The sequence below is a fragment of the Terracoccus luteus genome, from assembly GCF_003635045.1.
Classification (GTDB): Bacteria; Actinomycetota; Actinomycetes; order Actinomycetales; family Dermatophilaceae; genus Terracoccus; species Terracoccus luteus.
Window position 1 is genome coordinate 1126839 of record NZ_RBXT01000001.1, and the last position, 18362, is coordinate 1145200.

General features: G+C 73.3%; 13 protein-coding genes and 1 riboswitch. Of the genes, 6 read left to right on the top strand and 7 right to left on the bottom strand.

Annotated elements, in window-relative coordinates:
• The 4 genes from DFJ68_RS05185 to DFJ68_RS05200 all read left to right on the top strand — a co-directional run bounded on the left by DFJ68_RS05185 (position 1) and on the right by DFJ68_RS05200 (position 4537).
• On the top strand, positions 1 to 495 hold the full coding sequence (locus tag DFJ68_RS05185) for a dihydrofolate reductase (RefSeq protein ID WP_121031579.1): 495 nt from the start codon (positions 1 to 3) through the stop codon (positions 493 to 495).
• Between the two features lie 330 nt (positions 496 to 825).
• Positions 826 to 1713: a 4-hydroxy-tetrahydrodipicolinate synthase gene (dapA, locus tag DFJ68_RS05190; protein ID WP_121031581.1), complete on the top strand. Its 888-nt coding sequence runs from the start codon at positions 826 to 828 to the stop codon at positions 1711 to 1713.
• A 141-nt stretch (positions 1714 to 1854) separates the two neighbouring features.
• Positions 1855 to 3540 carry a ribonuclease J gene (locus DFJ68_RS05195; protein ID WP_121031583.1) on the top strand — a complete coding sequence of 562 codons (1686 nt, stop codon included), beginning with the start codon at positions 1855 to 1857 and terminating at the stop codon, positions 3538 to 3540.
• A gap of 4 nt (positions 3541 to 3544) precedes the next feature.
• Positions 3545 to 4537 (top strand): endonuclease/exonuclease/phosphatase family protein, encoded by a 993-nt coding sequence (locus DFJ68_RS05200; protein WP_121031585.1) that lies wholly within the window; start codon positions 3545 to 3547, stop codon positions 4535 to 4537.
• Positions 4538 to 4622: 85 nt separating this feature from the next.
• Here DFJ68_RS05200 and DFJ68_RS05205 read toward each other — a convergent pair whose 3' ends face one another.
• A complete protein-coding gene (locus DFJ68_RS05205; RefSeq protein WP_121031587.1) occupies positions 4623 to 6008 on the bottom strand; it encodes an aminotransferase class V-fold PLP-dependent enzyme in 1386 nt (461 codons plus the stop codon).
• 39 nt (positions 6009 to 6047) lie between these two features.
• A riboswitch (SAM riboswitch) is annotated at positions 6048 to 6178 on the bottom strand.
• A gap of 216 nt (positions 6179 to 6394) precedes the next feature.
• Here DFJ68_RS05205 and DFJ68_RS05210 point away from each other — a divergent pair.
• Positions 6395 to 9433 carry a DNA translocase FtsK gene (locus DFJ68_RS05210; RefSeq protein WP_121031589.1) on the top strand — a complete coding sequence of 1013 codons (3039 nt, stop codon included), beginning with the start codon at positions 6395 to 6397 and terminating at the stop codon, positions 9431 to 9433.
• 107 nt (positions 9434 to 9540) lie between these two features.
• Here DFJ68_RS05210 and DFJ68_RS05215 read toward each other — a convergent pair whose 3' ends face one another.
• The 6 genes from DFJ68_RS05215 to kdpF all read right to left on the bottom strand — a co-directional run bounded on the left by DFJ68_RS05215 (position 9541) and on the right by kdpF (position 17497).
• Positions 9541 to 10218 (bottom strand): response regulator transcription factor, encoded by a 678-nt coding sequence (locus tag DFJ68_RS05215; protein WP_121031591.1) that lies wholly within the window; start codon positions 10216 to 10218, stop codon positions 9541 to 9543.
• The gene (locus tag DFJ68_RS05220) at positions 10215 to 12914 is read right to left on the bottom strand and encodes a DUF4118 domain-containing protein (protein WP_170165706.1); all 2700 of its coding nucleotides are present in this window, start codon (positions 12912 to 12914) and stop codon (positions 10215 to 10217) included. Before DFJ68_RS05220 ends, DFJ68_RS05215 begins: the two co-directional genes overlap by 4 nt.
• Positions 12915 to 12961: 47 nt before the next feature.
• Positions 12962 to 13534: a K(+)-transporting ATPase subunit C gene (gene kdpC, locus DFJ68_RS05225; protein WP_121031593.1), complete on the bottom strand. Its 573-nt coding sequence runs from the start codon at positions 13532 to 13534 to the stop codon at positions 12962 to 12964.
• 47 nt (positions 13535 to 13581) lie between these two features.
• Positions 13582 to 15588 (bottom strand): potassium-transporting ATPase subunit KdpB, encoded by a 2007-nt coding sequence (gene kdpB, locus DFJ68_RS05230; RefSeq protein WP_121035107.1) that lies wholly within the window; start codon positions 15586 to 15588, stop codon positions 13582 to 13584.
• Positions 15589 to 15764: 176 nt separating this feature from the next.
• Positions 15765 to 17411 (bottom strand): potassium-transporting ATPase subunit KdpA, encoded by a 1647-nt coding sequence (gene kdpA, locus DFJ68_RS05235; RefSeq protein WP_121031595.1) that lies wholly within the window; start codon positions 17409 to 17411, stop codon positions 15765 to 15767.
• A complete protein-coding gene (gene kdpF / locus DFJ68_RS19065; protein ID WP_121031597.1) occupies positions 17411 to 17497 on the bottom strand; it encodes a K(+)-transporting ATPase subunit F in 87 nt (28 codons plus the stop codon). The genes kdpA and kdpF overlap by 1 nt, the downstream gene beginning before the upstream one ends.
• Before the next feature lie 102 nt (positions 17498 to 17599).
• Here kdpF and DFJ68_RS05245 point away from each other — a divergent pair, with 102 nt between their 5' ends.
• Positions 17600 to 18349 carry an ion channel gene (locus tag DFJ68_RS05245; protein ID WP_121031599.1) on the top strand — a complete coding sequence of 250 codons (750 nt, stop codon included), beginning with the start codon at positions 17600 to 17602 and terminating at the stop codon, positions 18347 to 18349.
• Positions 18350 to 18362 lie beyond the last annotated feature (13 nt).

Below are 18362 nucleotides of genomic sequence, written 5' to 3' on the forward strand. Positions count from 1 at the left end.
GTGGATGCCGGTCCGCGGGTCACGCTCATCGCCGCGGTCGCGCGCAACGGCGTCATCGGCGACGGCACCTCGATGCCGTGGCACCTGCCCGCCGACCTGCGCTTCTTCAAGCGCACGACGATGGGCCACCCGATGGTCATGGGCCGGCGCACCTTCGACACGATGGGCGTGCTGCCGGGGCGGCGCTCCGTCGTCGTCACCCGCGACCCCGGGTGGTCGGCCGACGGGGCCGAGCGGGCCGGCTCGCTCGAGGAGGCCCTCGCGGTGGCCGCCACGGCGCCCGACGGCTCCCGCGTCGACGAGGTGTTCGTCGTCGGGGGCGGCGAGATCTACCGGCTCGCGCTGCCGACGGCCGACCGGCTGCTCGTCACCGAGGTCGACCTCGAGCCCGAGGGGTCGGTGACCTTCCCGGCGATCGACCCGCAGCAGTGGCGCGAGACCGCCCGGGAGGCCGGCGACGGGTTCGCCGTCGTGACGTGGGAGCGCAGGGTCTGAGGCGGTTCGGCCGACGGGACGAAGAATTTTCAAAGAAATCTCCGCTCGGCTGTAACGACCCCGAGGGTTACGCGATAGTAGGGGTGGCGGGGCACTACTCGGACCCCCGAGCGAGTGGTGCCCCGTCCCACAGCCTCCCGCCCCGGTGGACGAGGTCGATGGTCTCGTCGGCCCCGACCTGAAGGGTGCGGTCGAGGCTCACGCGGCGTCCGTTGCCGGACGCGGCCCCGTCAGCGGGTCGCCGTCCACGACGTCCGGCCGGCTGTCACCGCGGGCCACGGCGGCCCGGCGTGCGGGGCCCTCCCGGCCGCTGGCGCTAACCTTGGGCCCATGGCAGCCGCACCCCCGTTCGGACGGGTCCTCTCCGCGATGGTCACGCCGATGCGGGCCGACGGCACCCTCGACCTCGACGCGGCGCAGCGCCTGGCCACCCACCTCGTCGACGCCGGCCACGACGGCCTCGTCGTCTCCGGGACGACGGGGGAGTCGCCCACGACCTCCGCCGACGAGAAGGACGAGCTGCTGCGGGCGGTGCTCGACGCCGTCGGCGACCGGTGCACCGTCATCGCCGGGGTGGGCAGCAACGACACCGCCAAGAGCGCCGAGAACGCGCAGCTGGCGCAGAAGGCCGGCGCGCACGGCGCCCTCGTCGTCACCCCGTACTACAACAAGCCCCCGCAGGCCGGCCTCGTCGCCCACTTCCGCGCCATCGCCGACGCGAGCGACCTGCCGGTCATGCTCTACGACATCCCCGGCCGCTCGGGCATCGCCATCGCCCGTGAGACCTATCTCGCCGTGTCCGAGCACGAGCGCATCGTCGCCGTGAAGGACGCCCGCGCCGACCTCGCCCTCGCCGGCGAGCTCATGGCGAGCACCGGCCTCGCCTGGTACTCCGGCGACGACGCGATGAACCTCACCCACTTCGCGAACGGCGCCGTCGGGTTCGTCGGCGTCACCTCGCAGGTGGCCCCGGCCGCCTACCGTCGTCTCGCCGACGCCGCCGTGGCCGGCCGGTACGACGAGGCCCTCGAGCTGCACCGGGGCCTCGGCCCGATCGTGCACGCGGTCATGGACGTGACCCAGGGCGCCATCACGGCCAAGGCCGCCCTCGTGCTGCAGGGGCACCTCGCCGACCCCGCCGTGCGCCTCCCGCTCGTCCCCGCCGACGAGGATCAGACCGCGTTGCTGCGCCACGCCCTCACCACGATCCCGGGCTGACCACCCGCCGGGCCACCCGGCATCCGTCACGACCGTCCCACCCGAAGACTGTGATCCACCCGTTCCACCCGACCGACCGAACAGACCGACCGAACAGACCGACCGAGCCGCGCACCGCGCGGACGCCACGACAGGACACCTGTGAGCCATCCCCACCCCGAGCTGACCACCCCGCCGCCCCTGCCCGACGACGCCCTGCGGGTCGTGGCGCTCGGCGGCCTCGGCGAGGTCGGGCGCAACATGGCCGTGCTCGAGACGAAGGGCCGGCTGCTCGTCATCGACTGCGGCGTGCTCTTCCCCGAGGACCACCACCCCGGCGTCGACCTCATCCTCCCCGACTTCAGCTACATCCGGGACCGCCTCGACGACATCGAGGCCATCGTGCTCACGCACGGCCACGAGGACCACATCGGCGCGGTGCCCTACCTGCTGCGCCTCAAGGGCGACATCCCGCTCATCGGCTCGACCTTGACGCTCGCCCTCATCGAGGCCAAGCTCAAGGAGCACCGGATCCGGCCCTACACGATGGCCGTCAAGGAGGGCCAGCGTGAGCGCCTCGGCGTCTTCGACCTCGAGTTCGTCGCCGTCAACCACTCGATCCCCGACGCGCTCGCCGTCTTCGTGCGCACCGAGGCCGGCACGCTGCTGCACACCGGCGACTTCAAGATGGACCAGCTGCCGCTCGACGGCCGCCTCACCGACCTGCGTGCCTTCGCCCGCCTCGGCGAGGAGGGGGTCGACCTCTTCCTCACCGACAGCACGAACGCCGACGTGCCGGGCTTCACCACGCCCGAGCTCGAGATCGCCCCCGCGATCGACAAGGTCATGCGCCACGCCCAGCGGCGTGTCATCGTGGCCTGCTTCAGCAGCCACGTGCACCGCGTGCAGCAGGTGCTCAACGCGGCCGAGAAGGCCGGCCGCAAGGTGGCCATGGTCGGCCGCTCGATGGTGCGCAACATGGGCATCGCCGCCGAGCTGGGCTACCTGCACGTGCCCGACGGCATCCTCATCGACATCAAGCGCATCGACAGCCTGCGCGACGACGAGGTCGTGCTCATCTGCACCGGTTCGCAGGGCGAGCCGATGGCGGCGCTGTCGCGCATGGCCAACCGCGAGCACCGCATCGACGTCGGCGAGGGCGACACCGTCCTGCTCGCGAGCAGCCTCATCCCCGGCAACGAGAACGCCGTCTACCGCATCATCAACGGGCTCATGCGCCTAGGCGCGGACGTCGTGCACAAGGGCAACGCGAAGGTGCACGTCTCGGGCCACGCAAGCGCCGGTGAGCTGCTCTACTGCTACAACATCGTCAAGCCCCGCAACGTGCTGCCGGTGCACGGCGAGTGGCGTCACATGTACGCCAACGCCGAGCTGGCGAAGATGTCGGGGGTCCCGGCCCAGAACGTCGTGCTGGCCGAGGACGGGGTCGTCATCGACCTGGTCGAGGGTCAGGCGTCCATCGTGGGCGTCATCGAGGCCGGCTACACCTACGTCGACGGGAGCAACATCGGCGGCACCGACGAGGCGCTGCTCAAGGACCGCCGCATCCTGCGTGACGAGGGCTTCATCACGTGCATCGTCGTGCTCGACGCGGCCACCGGCAAGATCGCCAGCGGCCCGGAGATCACGGCTCGCGGCTTCGTCGAGGACGAGGAGATCTTCAAGCAGGTCATCCCGAAGGTCGAACGGGCCATCGAGGACGCCGTCGCCGGAGGGGTCCGCGACGACCACCAGCTGCAGCAGGTCATCCGCCGCACCGTGGGCTCGTGGGTCGGCGGCAAGATCCGCCGCCGGCCGATGATCATCCCGGTCGTCCTGCAGGCCTGAGGGCGTGGGGGACAGGCACGCGCGACGCGGGGCCCACCCGCGGTGGCGGCGGGCCGGCGACGTCGCGGTGCTGCTCGTGCTGCTCGCCCTCGTGCTCGTCGGAGCGGCGCGCTTCGTCGACACGACGTGGGCGCCCGTCGTCGTGGCGCAGACCGCCGGACCGTTCGTGGTCGTCGGCCTCGTGCTGCTGCTCGTCGGCGCCGCCCTGCTGCGCCGTTGGTGGACCCTGCTGCCGGTCGGGGCGGCCCTCGCCGCCTCGCTCGTCGTCGCCGGGCCGACGTTCGTCGCGCACACCTCGCCCGGGGCGAAGGTGAACCTGACCGTCGTCGCGCAGAACATGCGCTTCGGCGGGGCCGACAGCGACATGCTCATGGATGCCGTCCGGTTGCGCAGCGCCGACGTGCTCGTCGTCACCGAGCTGACCCCGGAGGCCGCCGACCGGCTCGCGGCCTCGGGCGCGACCGACTGGTTCCGGTACCAGGTGGGCGAGCCGGTGGAGGACTCCTTCACCGGCACCCGCGTCTACTCCCGCTACCCGCTCACGACGGTGACCGAGGGCGACGACCCGTCGGTCGAGCAGACCCCGAGCCACCAGCCCGAGGTGCTCGTCGACGTGGGCGGCACGGCGGTGCGGCTCAAGGCGGTGCACGTCGTCGCGCCCATCACCCGGTCCACGCCGGAGTGGCGGGCCGGCCTGACCGCCCTCGCGGACTGGTCGCGGCGGCAGAGCGAGGACGCGCCGCTGGTCCTCGCCGGCGACTTCAACTCCGGCTTCGGCCACCCCGGGTTCCGGCAGGCCGCCTCGGGCCTGCTCGACGCCGAGCGGGAGGCCGGGCTCGGCTGGGTGCGCACGTGGCCGTACCTCGGCCAGCGCGTGCCGGCCTACGTCCAGATCGACCACGTGCTCACCCGGGGGCTCGTCCTCGTCGCGGCCGGGCACACCGTCGTCCACGGCACCGACCACGCCCTCGTCTGGGCGAGCTTCTCCCTGCGCTGACCGCCGCAGGGGCGGCCCGCCGCCACCCCGACGACCGGGCGGGCCAAGCGGGCCGCTGACCGCTCCGGCCGCGAGCCCGACGGTCTCACCAGGGTCGGGCGACCTCGGCGTCGCGGGGGTCCTCGCCCTCGATCTGCCAGCCGCGCTCGCCGCGCACCCACGTCGCGGCCGGACCCTGCTCGACGAGCAGCGTCACGCCGCGCACGAGCCGGTCGACGCCCTCGGCGGTCGAGGCGAGACCGAGGCTGACCCGCACCGCCGTCGTCGAGCGCTCCTGCCACGGGTCGTCGAGCAGCTCGTCGACGAGCAGGTGGGCGCAGAACTTGCCGTCGCGCACGCCGATGCCGTGCTCGACCGAGAGCACCTGCGAGACGAGGGAGGAGTCCCAGCCCTCGAGGGTGAAGGCGAGCACGCCGACGCGGTCGTGGTCGTCGCCGAAGATCGAGAGCAGCTCGAGCCCGGGCACCGCCTCGAGCCCGGCCCGCAGGCGCGCGAGCAGCTCGGCCTCGTGGGCCTCGATCGCCTCGCGGTGGGTGCGGATCGTCGCGCACGCCGCGGCGATGGCGACGGCGCCGATGACGTTGGGGCTGCCGCCCTCGTGGCGTGCGGGGCCGGTCGCCCAGGCCGTGCCCGCCTCGGTGACGGCGGTCGTGGCCCCGCCACCGAAGAGGTAGGGCGTGCCGGCGTCGAGCCAGTCGGAACGTCCGACGAGCACGCCCGCGCCGAAGGGGGCATAGGTCTTGTGGCCGGAGAAGGCGACGTAGTCGGCGTCCCAGGCGGCGAGGTCGATCTCGCGGTGGGCCGAGAGCTGGGCGGCGTCGACGGCGATGCGGGCCCCGTGCCGGTGGGCGAGCTCGGCGAGGCGGGCGACCGGCCAGACCTCGCCCGTGACGTTCGAGGCGCCGGTGACGACGACGAGGCGGTGGCGGGCGGGGTGGTCGGCCAGCGCCTCCTCGAGCAGTGCGGCAGCGTCGTCGGGCGACTGCGGGACGGGCAGGCGCACGGTGCGCGAGCGGCCCCACGGCAGCAGGGTCGAGTGGTGCTCGGAGCCGAAGACGAAGACCGTCGTGCGGCCGGGGAGCGCCTTGCTCAGCAGGGCCCACGAGTCGGTCGTCGTGCGGGTGAAGAGCACGGTGTCGCCCTCGCGTGCCCCGACGAACCGGGCCACCTCGGCGCGGGCCTGCTCGTACCACGCGCTCGTCACCCGCGAGGCGTACCCGGCCCCGCGGTGCACCGAGGCGTACGTCTCCAGGGCTCGGTCGACGGCATCCTTGACGGTGCGCAGGGCCGGCGTGGATGCCGCGTGGTCGAGGTTGGCGTAGGGCTGCGGACCGCTGAGGGTCGGCACCTGCAGGGCCGAGCCGACGGTCTCGGGGAGGGTGCCGGGGGAGGCGACGACGCGCAGGGCGCGGGTCCGCAGGACGGGCAGGGCCGGCTGGCAGCGGCTCGTGGTGCTGGGAAGGACCGACATCGGGGTACTCCTGTGGGGCCAGGGGACCCACCGGGTGCAGGTCCGCGCTTGCCGGCCCTGCTGCTCGTGCTGCGAGCGTGAGGGGACGGCCGGGTCGTCACCCGGAGCACCCCACCGCGGAGGAGGGTTGCCGACCAGCGAGCCGGGGCTTGTCACTGGCACTCATGACCTGCGTCGAGGGTAGGCGGGCGCGCGCGAACCTGTCCACCGTCGCCCGAGGGCGTGTCGTCATCTGAGACGCGGCGCCCGAGGGGCGGACAGGACCGCCGAGCCCGGGGGTCGGGGATGCGCCGCACCGGATGCGGACCGGATGCGGACCGGACGCGGACCGGTGTTGCCTGTGTGGCGGGTGGGTTCGGCGGGGCGTTTCCCGTACGGTTCCGACCATGGCGACACGTCCGTCCGGCTCCACGCGCTCCACCCCGCGCGCCGCTCCGCGCTCCTCGGGGGGCAGCTCCACGTCCGCGCCCCGGTCGACCGGCCGCAGCGGCTCGCGACCCGCCGCCCGCTCGGGACGTCCGGCCGCTCGCAAGCCCCCGGCCAAAGCCACCCGCAAGACCCGCGACGGCGGCCTGCCGCTGCCGCTGCGGGCCGTGCGCAACACGTGGATGGGCGTCTCCCACCTCGCCGGTGGCGCGGTGCGCCGGGTCGGCACGACGGCCGCCGACCTCGAGCCGGAGCACCGCCGCGACGGGCTCGGCTTCGCCCTCATCGCGCTGTCGATCGTCGTCGCCGCCCGTGAGTGGTGGGGGGTGCCCGGGGTCTTCGGCGACGTCGTCCACGCCGTCTTCGCCGGCACCTTCGGGCGGGTCGCCTACGCTGTCCCCCTCGTGCTGCTCGTACTCGGGCTGCGCCTGCTGCGTGTGCCGCACGACGACGCCGCGACGAGCCGCATCAGCCTCGGCCTGCTCGCCCTCACGTTCTCGGCGTGCGGCCTGGCCCACCTCGCCGACGGCATCCCCAACCCGCCCGACGGTGCCGACGGCATGCGCGCCGCCGGCGGCATCATCGGCTTCCTCGCCTCGAGCCCGGTGGCCGCCGCCGTCTCCAGCTACGGCGCGGTGGCCCTGCTCGTGCTGCTCGGCCTCTTCGGGCTGCTCGTCGTCACGGCCACCCCGGTCAACCTCATCCCGTACCGCTTCGCGCAGCTGCGCGACCTCGTCGTGCGCCGTGACCTCCATGACGACCACGAGGGCCACGACGACGACGAGGATGCCGGTCGCTCCCGTCCCGCCCGCCCCCGCGGGCGCAAAGCGGTCGAGCTCGACGAGCGTGACGGCGACGAGGCCTTCCGCAAGGCGGCCGAGGTCGTGCACGACGGTGCCGCCTCCGCCGACGGGCCCGCACGCCCCGCGGGTCAGCCCTGCGGCAGGGCGAACGGCCCGCGCCCCGGCCAGAAGCGACCCACCGCCCCGGGGGTCCTCGCCCCCGGCGCCGGCGAGGGCTCCGCAGGCGGGACGGGCGCGGCGGGCGCGGCGGGTGCGAAGGCCGGCCGACCGGCATCCGTCGACCCCGCCTCGATCGGCCCCAAGGCCGAGCTCGTCCCCCCGCCCACGACGCAGCTGCCGGCGCGGGTCGAGCAGCTCAGCCTGGGCGGCGACATCACCTACCGGCTGCCCGACCAGGCGATGCTCACCCCCGGCGCGCCGCACAAGACGCGAAGCGAGACCAACGACCGCGTCGTCGAGTCGCTCACCCACGTCTTCGAGCAGTTCGACATCGACGCCGCCGTCACCGGCTTCACGCGAGGGCCGACGGTCACCCGCTACGAGGTCGAGCTCGGCGCCGGCACCAAGGTGGAGCGGGTGACGGCGCTGTCGAAGAACATCGCCTACGCGGTGGCGTCGGCCGACGTGCGCATCCTCAGCCCGATCCCCGGAAAGTCGGCCATCGGCATCGAGATCCCGAACCTCGACCGCGAGAACGTCGCCCTCGGTGACGTGCTGCGCAGCCACACGGCGCGCAGCAACGAGCACCCGATGGTCATGGGCGTCGGCAAGGACGTCGAGGGCGCGTACGTCATCGCCAACCTCGCGAAGATGCCGCACCTGCTCGTCGCCGGCGCCACCGGCTCGGGCAAGAGCAGCTTCGTCAACTCGATGATCACCTCGATCCTCATGCGGGCCACGCCCGAGGAGGTCCGGATGATCCTCGTCGACCCCAAGCGCGTCGAGCTGACCGCGTACGAGGGCATCCCGCACCTCATCACGCCGATCATCACCAGCCCCAAGAAGGCCGCCGAGGCGCTCGCGTGGGTCGTCAAGGAGATGGACCAGCGCTACGACGACCTCGCCGCGTTCGGGTTCAAGCACATCGACGACTTCAACAAGGCGGTCCGGGCCGGCAAGGTCAAGCCGCTGCCCGGGTCCGAGCGGCAGCTGACGACCTACCCGTACCTGCTCGTCGTCGTCGACGAGCTCGCCGACCTCATGATGGTCGCCCCGCGCGACGTCGAGGAGTCGGTCGTGCGCATCACGCAGCTCGCCCGCGCCGCCGGCATCCACCTCGTGCTCGCCACGCAGCGCCCGTCGGTCGACGTCGTCACCGGCCTCATCAAGGCCAACGTGCCCAGCCGCATGGCCTTCGCGACGAGCTCGCTCGCCGACTCGCGCGTCGTGCTCGACCAGCCGGGTGCCGAGAAGCTCATCGGTCAGGGCGACGCCCTCTTCCTGCCCATGGGGGCGAGCAAGACGATGCGCGTGCAGGGGGCGTGGGTCAACGAGTCCGAGATCCACGAGGTCGTCAAGTTCGTGACGACGCAGCTCAAGCCGAACTACGTCGAGGACGTCACCGTCGCGGCGCCGAAGAAGCAGATCGACGACGACATCGGCGACGACCTCGACGTGCTGCTGCAGGCCACCGAGCTCGTCGTCACGACGCAGTTCGGCTCGACGTCGATGCTGCAGCGCAAGCTGCGCGTCGGCTTCGCCAAGGCCGGCCGGCTCATGGACCTGCTCGAGTCGCGCGGCATCGTCGGTCCGAGCGAGGGCAGCAAGGCCCGCGACGTGCTCGTGCGCCCCGACGACCTCCCGCAGACCCTGGCCCTGCTGCGCGGCGACGAGGTGGTGGTCGCGCCCGACGTCGAGGTGCTCGACGAGGGCCCGTACGCGGCCGACACCGCGGTGGCGCGCGAGGTGCCGGGTGAGGACTCTGTCGACGCGTCGGACGACGCCCTGGGCGACGTCGACCTCCTCGGCGACCTCGGGGACCTCGACGACGACGGGTCGGACGACGAGGATGCCGGTCGGCCGGCCACCCGCACCGCGTCCGTCGTCGCCGAGCGCGGTGAGCGACGCGAGCGGGCGGCGGCGGGCTGGACCCCCGGGGACATGACCCCGACGGTCACCGAGGACGACGACGAGGAGTCCGAGGACGCCTGGGGTCTGACCGACCGCGGCGACCGCGGCTACCGCGAGCGCTTCTGACCCACCCCCCGCCCGCCCGCTCCACCGTCGAGAGGCCAGTTCGTGACGCCCGTGTGGTGTCGGGAACTGGCCGCTCGACGGTGGAGGTCGGGGTGTCCCAGGGTCCGTCAGGGGACGAAGCGGTAGCCGAGACCGGGTTCCGTGAGCAGGTGCTGCGGGTGCGCGGGGTCCGGCTCGAGCTTGCGGCGCAGCTGGTTGGCGTACACCCGCAGGTAGTTCGACTCCCGGCCGTACGACGGTCCCCACACCGAGCGCAGCAGGTCCTGCTGCGAGACGAGGTGCCCGGGCTCGCGGCACAGCGTCTCGAGCACGCGCCACTCCGTCGGGGTGAACCGGACGTCGGCGCCGTCCACCCGGGCGCGCCGCTCGGAGAAGTCGAGCCGGAAGTGGTCGTTCTCGAGCACCCCGAGGCTGCGCCCGAGGTCGCCGCCCCGGCGTACGGCGGCGCGCACCCGGGCCAGCAGCTCCTCGACGCCGAAGGGCTTGGTGACGAAGTCGTCCGCGCCGAGGTCGAGCGCCTCGACCTTGTCCTCGCTCTCGTGCCGGGCCGACAGCACGATGACGGGCACCGCCGAGGTCTGGCGCAGCCGGCTCAGCACCTCGGTGCCGTCGAGGTCGGGCAGCCCGAGGTCGAGGATGACGACGTCCGGCTCGTCCTCGGCCGCCACCTGCAGCGCGGTGCGTCCGTCGGCCGCGGTCAGCACCTCGTGGGAGTGGGCGCGCAGGGCGATCGAGAGGGTGCGCTGCAGCCGCGGGTCGTCGTCGACGACGAGCACCCGGCTCACGAGCGGACCTGCGACGGCTCGGGGCGGGCGGTCCCGGCCGACGCGGCGAGCGAGTCGCCACCACCCGCCCCCCCGCCCGGTCCGTCGGGGCCGTCGGGGCCGTCGAGGCCGTCGAGACCGTCGAGGGAGGATGCGGCGACGGCGTCGTGCGCGCCCGGCTCGTCACCGGCATCCGGCTCGTGGGCGACGGGGAGCTCGACCAGCATGGTGAGCCCGCCGCCGAGGGTGTCGTCGGCCACGAGGGTGCCGTCCATGACCGTCATCAGACCACGCGCGACCGCCAGACCCAGGCCGAGGCCGTCGCCCTGCGGCGTGTCGCCGACGCGCTGGAAGGCCGAGAAGATGCGCTCCTTGTCGGCGTCGGCCACCCCGGGGCCGCGGTCGCTGATGCGCAGCTGCACCGTGTCGGCGTCGGTGTCGACGAGCCGGGTCGCGGTGATGCGCACGTCGGCGTCGCCCCGGTGGCGCAGGGCGTTCTCGACGAGGTTGGCCACGACGCGGTCGAGCAGCCCGAGGTCGGCGACGACGGGCGGCAGGTCGCCGTCGAGGCGCACGTCGACGTGGCGCGGGTCGGTCGTCGTGCGCACCGTCGCGTGCACGGCGTCGAGCAGGTCGACGGGGTGGCTGTGGGGGCGGACGGCACCGGTCTGCAGCCGCGAGAGGTCGAGCAGGTTGCCGATGAGGGCGTCGAGCCGGTCGGTCGACTCCTCGACCGACTCGAGCAGCTCGACCCGGTCCTCCTCCGGCAGCGGGACGCTCGTCTGGCGCAGCATCGACACCCCGGCCTTGATGCTCGACAGCGGCGTGCGCAGGTCGTGCGACACCGCGGCGAGCAGGGTGGTGCGGGCGGCGTTGTCGCGGGCCAGCCCGGCGGCCTCGCGGGCCGCCTTCGACAGCGACTCGCGCGCGAGCAGGATCGAGGCGTGGGTGGCGAAGGCGCTGACGAGCCGCTGGTTCTCGGCGGCCACCGGAGGTCCGGCGAGCAGCAGGTGCGCGCCCTCGTCGAGCGGTGCGTCGACCGAGAACTCGCCGACGGCCGACCGGGCCACGACGTCGCCGGGGGTCGTGCCGGGCAGGGTGCTCGCGACGACGGTGAGGGTGCGACCCGGCGCCGGCACGGCGAGCACGGCGCCGCGCATCCCGAGCGCCGCGGTGGCCGTCTCGAGCAGCACCGGCAGCGGCTTCGGCTGCGCGAGCAGGTCGCGGCTCAGGGCGGCCAGGGCCGACGACTCGCGCTGGGCGGCGAGAGACTGCTCGGTGCGTCGCGCCGCGACGTTGACGACGGACGAGACGCCCATCGCGACGAGGACGAACACCCCCAGGGCGAGGGCGTTCGGGGGGTCGCTGATGGTGAGGGTGCCACGCGGCTCGGTGAAGAACCAGTTGACGACGAGCGAGCCGACGAGCGCCGCGAAGAGGGCGGGGAACATGCCGCCGACGAGGGCGCTGCACACCGTGAGGGCGAGGTAGAGCAGCAGGTCGAGCGAGAGCTCGTGCCGCTCGCGGCTGGCCACGAGCACCAGGGTGAGCAGCGCCAGCCCCACCGTCGACAGCAGCCAGCCGAGCAGCAGCCGCCGCCCGCTGAGCGCGCCCGCCCGACGCCGCCTCGTGCCGACGCGCGAGCCCTCGTGCGACACGAGGTGGACGTCGATGTCGCCCGACCGGTCGGCCACCTCGGAGGCGATGCTCGGGCGCAGCAGGGCCTGCCACCGGGCGCGCCGGCTCACGCCGACGACGATCTGGGTGGCCTGCACGCCGCGGGCGTGGTCGAGCACGGCCGTCGCGACGTCGGCCCCCGTCACCTCGTGGAACTCGCCGCCGAGGTCGCGGGTCAGCCGCTTCAGGCGCTCGATGGCGACGGGGTCACCGCCGGTCAGCCCCTCGGCCGAGCGGACGTGGCAGGCGATGAGGTCACCGCCGGCGGACCGGGTGGCGATGCGCGACCCGCGCCGCAGCAGGGTCTCGCTCTCGGGCCCTCCGGTGAGCGCGACGACGACGCGTTCGCGGGTCGGCCACTGCGCGTCGATGCCCTGGTCGGCCCGGTAGCGGGCGAGGGCCTCGTCGACCTTGTCGGCCAGCCACAGCAGCGCGATCTCGCGCAGCGCGGCGAGGTTGCCGACCCGGAAGTAGTTGGCGAGGGCCGCGTCGACCTTCTCGCGGCCGTAGATGTTGCCGTGGGCCATGCGCCGCCGCAGCGCCTCGGGTGTCATGTCGACGAGCTCGACCTGGTCGGCGCCGCGCACGACGGCGTCGGGCAGGGTCTCGCGCTGGCGCACCCCCGTGATGGCGAGGGCGACGTCGTTGAGCGACTCGAGGTGCTGGATGTTGATCGTCGAGAGCACGTCGATGCCCGCGTCGAGCAGCTCCTCGACGTCCTGCCAGCGCTTGGCGTGCCGTGAGCCCGGCGCGTTGGTGTGGGCCAGCTCGTCGACGACCGCGATCTCGGGTCGGCGCGCGAGCAGGGCGTCGACGTCGAGCTCCTCGAGCGTGCCGCCGCGGTGGGCGACGACGCGCCGCGGCACGACCTCGAGCCCCTCGACGAGCGCCGCCGTGTAGGGCCGGTCGTGGGTCTCGACCCAGCCGACGACGAGGTCGGTGCCGCGCTCGAGCCGACGGTGCGCCTCGTCGAGCATCGCCACCGTCTTGCCGACGCCCGGCGCCGCCCCGAGGTAGATGCGCAGCTGCCCACGTGCCATGACCCGATCCTCCCGCATCCCCACCCCTCCTCGCGGCCGTCCCGCGGTCAGGCGCCCTTCGTGGGCGCGAGCGCCTGCAGCGCGAGGTTGAGGCGCAGCACGTTCACCCGCGGCTCGCCGAGGAAGCCGAGCTGACGCCCCTCGGTGTTCGCGGTGACGAGCTGCTGCACCTCGGATGCCGGGAGGCCCCGTGCCGCGGCCACGCGGGCCACCTGCGCGGCCGCGTTCTCGGGCGAGACGTGCGGGTCGAGGCCGCTGGCCGACGCGGTGAGCGCGTCGGGGGCCGCCGTGCCGACGGTGAGGCCCGCAGCCCGGGCCCGCTCGGCGACGGCGGCGTCGAGGTCGGCGCCCGGGCCGAGGTTGGTGCCGCCGCTGACGTCGCCGCTGGAGTCGCTGGCCGACGGACGCGAGGCGAACCACGCGTCGCCCGTGAACTGCTGGCCGAGCAGGGCGGAGCCGACGGTGCGCCCGTCGGCCTGGACGAGGGAGCCGGCGGCCTGGTCGCGGGCGGCCACCTGGCCGACCCCCCAGACGACGGCGGGGTAGAGGACGCCGAGCAGGACGGTCATGACGATCATGAGCCGGAGCCCGGCCAGCGTCTGCCTGGTGAAGCTGTTCATGGGTTGCCTTCGTTCGGGTGTGGCGGGAGGTGCGGTGCGGCGTCGGGTCAGAGCGGCAGGTGGCTCACGAGCAGGTCGATGAGCTTGATGCCGATGAAAGGGGCGATGACGCCGCCGACGCCGTAGAGGAGGATGTTGCGGCGCAGCAGGGCCGTGCTGCTGCTGGGCCGGTAGCGGACGCCCCTCAGCGACAACGGGATCAGCGCGATGATGACGAGCGCGTTGAAGATGACGGCCGAGAGCATCGCCGACTGCGGCGTGGCCAGCTGCATGACGTTGAGGGTGTCGAGGCCGGGGAACAGCGTCACGAACATCGCCGGGATGATGGCGAAGTACTTGGCGATGTCGTTGGCGATGGAGAAGGTCGTCAGCGCGCCGCGGGTGATGAGCAGCTGCTTGCCGATGGCGACGATGTCGATGAGCTTGGTCGGGTCGGAGTCGAGGTCGACCATGTTGGCCGCCTCCTTCGCGGCCGACGTGCCCGTGTTCATCGCGACGCCGACGTCCGACTGGGCCAGAGCCGGCGCGTCGTTGGTGCCGTCGCCGGTCATGGCGACGAGCCGGCCGCCCTCCTGCTCGCGCTTGATGAGGGCCATCTTGTCCTCGGGAGTGGCCTCGGCGAGGAAGTCGTCGACACCGGCCTCGGCGGCGATGGACCTGGCCGTGAGCGGGTTGTCGCCGGTGATCATGACGGTGCGGATGCCCATGGCGCGCAGCTGGTCGAAGCGCTCCTTCATGCCGGGCTTGACGACGTCCTTGAGGTGCACGACACCGAGCGCCCGGGCGCCGGCGCCGGCCGTCTGCGACGCGACGACGAGCGGCGTGCCGCCACCGGTGGCGATGCGGTCGACGTCGGCGAGCACCTCGCGGGGCACCTGCCCCCCCTGGGCGCGCACCCAGGCCACGACGGCATCCGCCGCGCCCTTGCGCACGACCGTGCCGTCGGCGAGGTCGAGGCCCGACATGCGCGTCTGCGCGGTGAACTCCACTGCGGTGCAGCCGGTCTCGGTCGACCGGTCGAGGCCCGACCGCGTCTCCTCGTCGAGCGACTGGCCGGCCAGCTCGACGATCGATCGACCCTCGGGGGTCTCGTCGGCAAGGCTCGCGAGGTAGGCGTGCCGCACGAGGTCGCCCTCGTCGACGCCGGGGGCGGGGACGAGCTCGGTCGCCCGACGGTTGCCGAAGGTGATGGTGCCCGTCTTGTCGAGCAGCAGGGTCGACACGTCGCCCGCGGCCTCCACGGCGCGGCCCGACATGGCGAGGACGTTGTGCTGCACGAGGCGGTCCATGCCGGCGATGCCGATGGCGGACAGCAGGGCGCCGATCGTCGTCGGGATGAGGCAGACGAGCAGGGCGACGAGCACGACGGTCGGCTGGGCGGCGCCCGAGTAGATCGACAGCGGCTGGATGGCCATGACCGCCAGCAGGAAGATGATCGTCAGGGTCGTGAGCAGGATCGTCAGCGCGATCTCGTTCGGCGTCTTCTGCCGGGCGGCGCCCTCGACGAGGGCGATCATGCGGTCGATGAAGGTCTCGCCGGGCCGGGTGGTGATGCGCACGACGATGCCGTCGGACAGCACCGTGGTGCCGCCGGTGACGGCACAGCGGTCGCCACCCGACTCGCGGATGACGGGGGCGGACTCGCCGGTGATGGCCGACTCGTCGACGGTGGCCATGCCCTCGACGACGTCGCCGTCGCCGGGGATCACCTCGCCGGGCGAGACGACGACGAGGTCGTCGATGGTGAGGTCGGCGGCCGACACCTGCTCGGTCGTGCCGTCGGCGAGCCGGCGCCGGGCCAGCGTGTCGGTGCGGGTCGCCCGCAGCGTCGCCGCCTGGGCGCGACCGCGGCCCTCGGCGACGGCCTCGGCCATGTTCGCGAAGAGCACCGTGGCCCAGAGCCACACGGTGATGAGCCAGGCGAACCACGACGGTGACACGACCGCCACGACGGTCGTCAGCAGTGAGCCGACCCACACGACGAAGACGACGGGGGAGTGCCACACGTGGCGCGGGTCGAGCTTGCGCACGGCCTGGGGGAACGTGGCGACCATCTGGCGCGCCAACGACGTCGAGCTGCCGGGGCGCGTGGCGTCGGTCACCGACGGGGCGGATGCCGGGTCGCCGGCACCGTGGGCACCGTGGGCACCGTGGGCACCGGGGGCACCCGCGGTGGGGCCGTCGCCGCCCGCGGCGGCGGGACGGGTCGAGGTGGTGGACGGGGTGGGGGTCATGCGAGTGCCTCCGCGAGGGGTCCGAGAGCGAGGGCCGGGAAGAAGGTGAGGCCGGTGACGACGACCGCCACCGCGACGAAGAGCCCGGCGAACGTGGGGGTGTGGGTGGGCAGGGTGCCCGCGATGGTGGGGCGCCGGCGCTGGGCCACGAGTGACCCGGCGAGCGCCAGGGTCAGCACGATCGGCACGAAGCGGCCGAGCAGCATGGCGAGGGCCAGCGTGAGGTTGAGGTAGGGCGTGTCGGCGCTGAGGCCGGCGAACGCGCTGCCGTTGTTGTTCGAGGCCGACGTGTAGGCGTACATGACCTCGGTGAGGCCGTGCGGCCCCGACGCGAGCATCTGCGACGACACGACGGGCGCCACCATGGCGATGCCGGTGAGCGACAGCACGAGCGCCGGCATGACGAGCAGGGCGAGGGCGGTGAGGGTGATCTCGCGCCGGCCGATCTGCTTGCCGAGCAGCTCGGGGGTGCGTCCGACCATGAGCCCGGACAGGAACACGGTGAGCACGGCCAGCAGCAGGGCGCCGTAGAGGCCCGTGCCGACGCCTCCGGGCGCGACCTCGCCGAGCAGCATCCCGAAGAGGGCCCCGCCGCCGCCGAGGGCGCTGTAGCTCTCGTGCATCGAGTTCACGGCGCCGGTCGAGGTGCCGGTGGTGCTGGCGCCGAAGAGCGCGGAGGCCCAGGAGCCGAAGCGCACCTCCTTGCCCTCCATGCCACCGAGGGGCCCGCTCGCGGCGGAGACCTCGGCCCACGTGACGACCGCGACCAGCAGCCCCCACAGGGTGGCCATGAAGCCGAGCACCGCGACGCCCTGGCGGCGGTCGCCGACGAGGATGCCGTACGTGCGGGGGAGCGAGAACGGCACGACGAGCATGAGGAAGATCTCGACGAGGTTCGTCAGCGGCGTCGGGTTCTCGAAGGGGTGGGCGGAGTTGGCGTTGAAGTAGCCGCCGCCGTTGGTGCCGAGCATCTTGATCGCCTCCTGCGAGGCGACGAGCCCGCCCTGGACGACCTGCTGGCCGCCGTCGAGCGTCGTCACGGACGTGGGGGCCGCGAGGTTCTGCACGACCCCGCCGAGCAGCAGGACGACGGCGCCGACGAGCGCGACGGGCAGCAGCACCCGGACGGTGCCGCGCACGAGGTCGACCCAGAAGTTGCCGATGCCGGTGCCGTTCGAGCGGACCAGACCGCGCACGAGCGCGATCGCGACGGCGAGCCCGACGGCGGGCGAGACGAAGTTCTGCACCGTGAGGCCGAGCGCCTGCACGACCGGCGACGCGCCGGCCTCACCGGCGTACGACTGCCAGTTCGTGTTCGTCACGAACGACACGGCGGTGTTGAGCGCGGTGTCGAGGTGCATCGAGGCCCCGCGGGCCAGGGGCAACACGCCCTGCAGCGCGATGAGCAGGAAGAGCAGGACGATGCCGACGACGGAGAAGCCGAGCACCGCCACGGCGTACGAGCCCCACCGCTGCTCCGAGCGCGGGTCGACACGGCAGAGGCGGTAGACGAGCGACTCGACCCTCCAGTCGCGCTCGTCGGTGAAGACCTTCGCCATCCACCCCCCGAGCGGCACGTGGGCGGCGGCGAGCGCGGCGACGAGCACGCCGATGGTGAGCAGGCCGAAGACGGTGTCGCTCATCAGAAGCGGTCCGCGTGGAGCAGGACGTGCACGAGGTACCCGATGAGGGCGAGCCCGATGACGCCCAGGGCGATGTTTTCGATCATGCGAGATGTCTACGAGCCGACGGGCCACCCCTCCCGCGTCGTTGACCGGCCCCTGACGGCTCTTGACGGGTTCTTGACGCCCCGGTGGGTAGTCTCGGCGGCGTGTCAGCATCGCTCGAGCTGTGGCCGTCGTCGCCCCGCCGCACCGGCCCGCCGTCGCGGCTGGACCGCATCCGCCGCAAGGTCGTCGAGCTGCCCTCGGCGGTGCTGCTCGTGGTGCAGCTGCTGGCCCTGCTGGCCTACCCCTTCATGGAGACCGCGTCGCTCGGCGACTTCGCCGGTTTCGGCAAGGCCCTCTTCGGCCTCGTCGGGCTCTTCGTCCTGTTCCTCGCCGTGCGGGCCGTGCGGGCCACCCCCGCCCTCACGTGGATCGCCTCGGTGCTCGGGGTCCCGGTCGTCGTGCTGACCGTCGCCGAGGCGGTGTGGCCCGACAACAACCCGGTCGCCTTCACCTCGGCGCTGCTGCACGCGCTGTTCTACTTCTACACGGGCTACGCGCTGCTGCGGTACATGTTCGCCGACAACTGGGTCACCCGTGACGAGCTGTACGCCACCGGGTCGACCTTCACCGTCGTGGCCTGGGGCTTCGCCTACCTCTACGTCGCCGTCCAGTTCATCTGGCCAGGGTCTTTCACCGTCTACGGCGAGACGGGCGTGCCCGGTGAGCGCTCGTGGTACGAGCTGCTGTACCTGTCGATCACGACGATGACGAGCACGGGCCTGTCGGACATCTACGCCATCTCGCCCCACGCCCGCTCGTTCGTGCTGCTGCAGCAGATCGCCGGCATGCTCTACGTCGCGCTCGTCGTCTCGCGGCTCGTCGGGCTGACCATCGCCCGCTTCCGCAACTAGCGGCCGCCCTCGG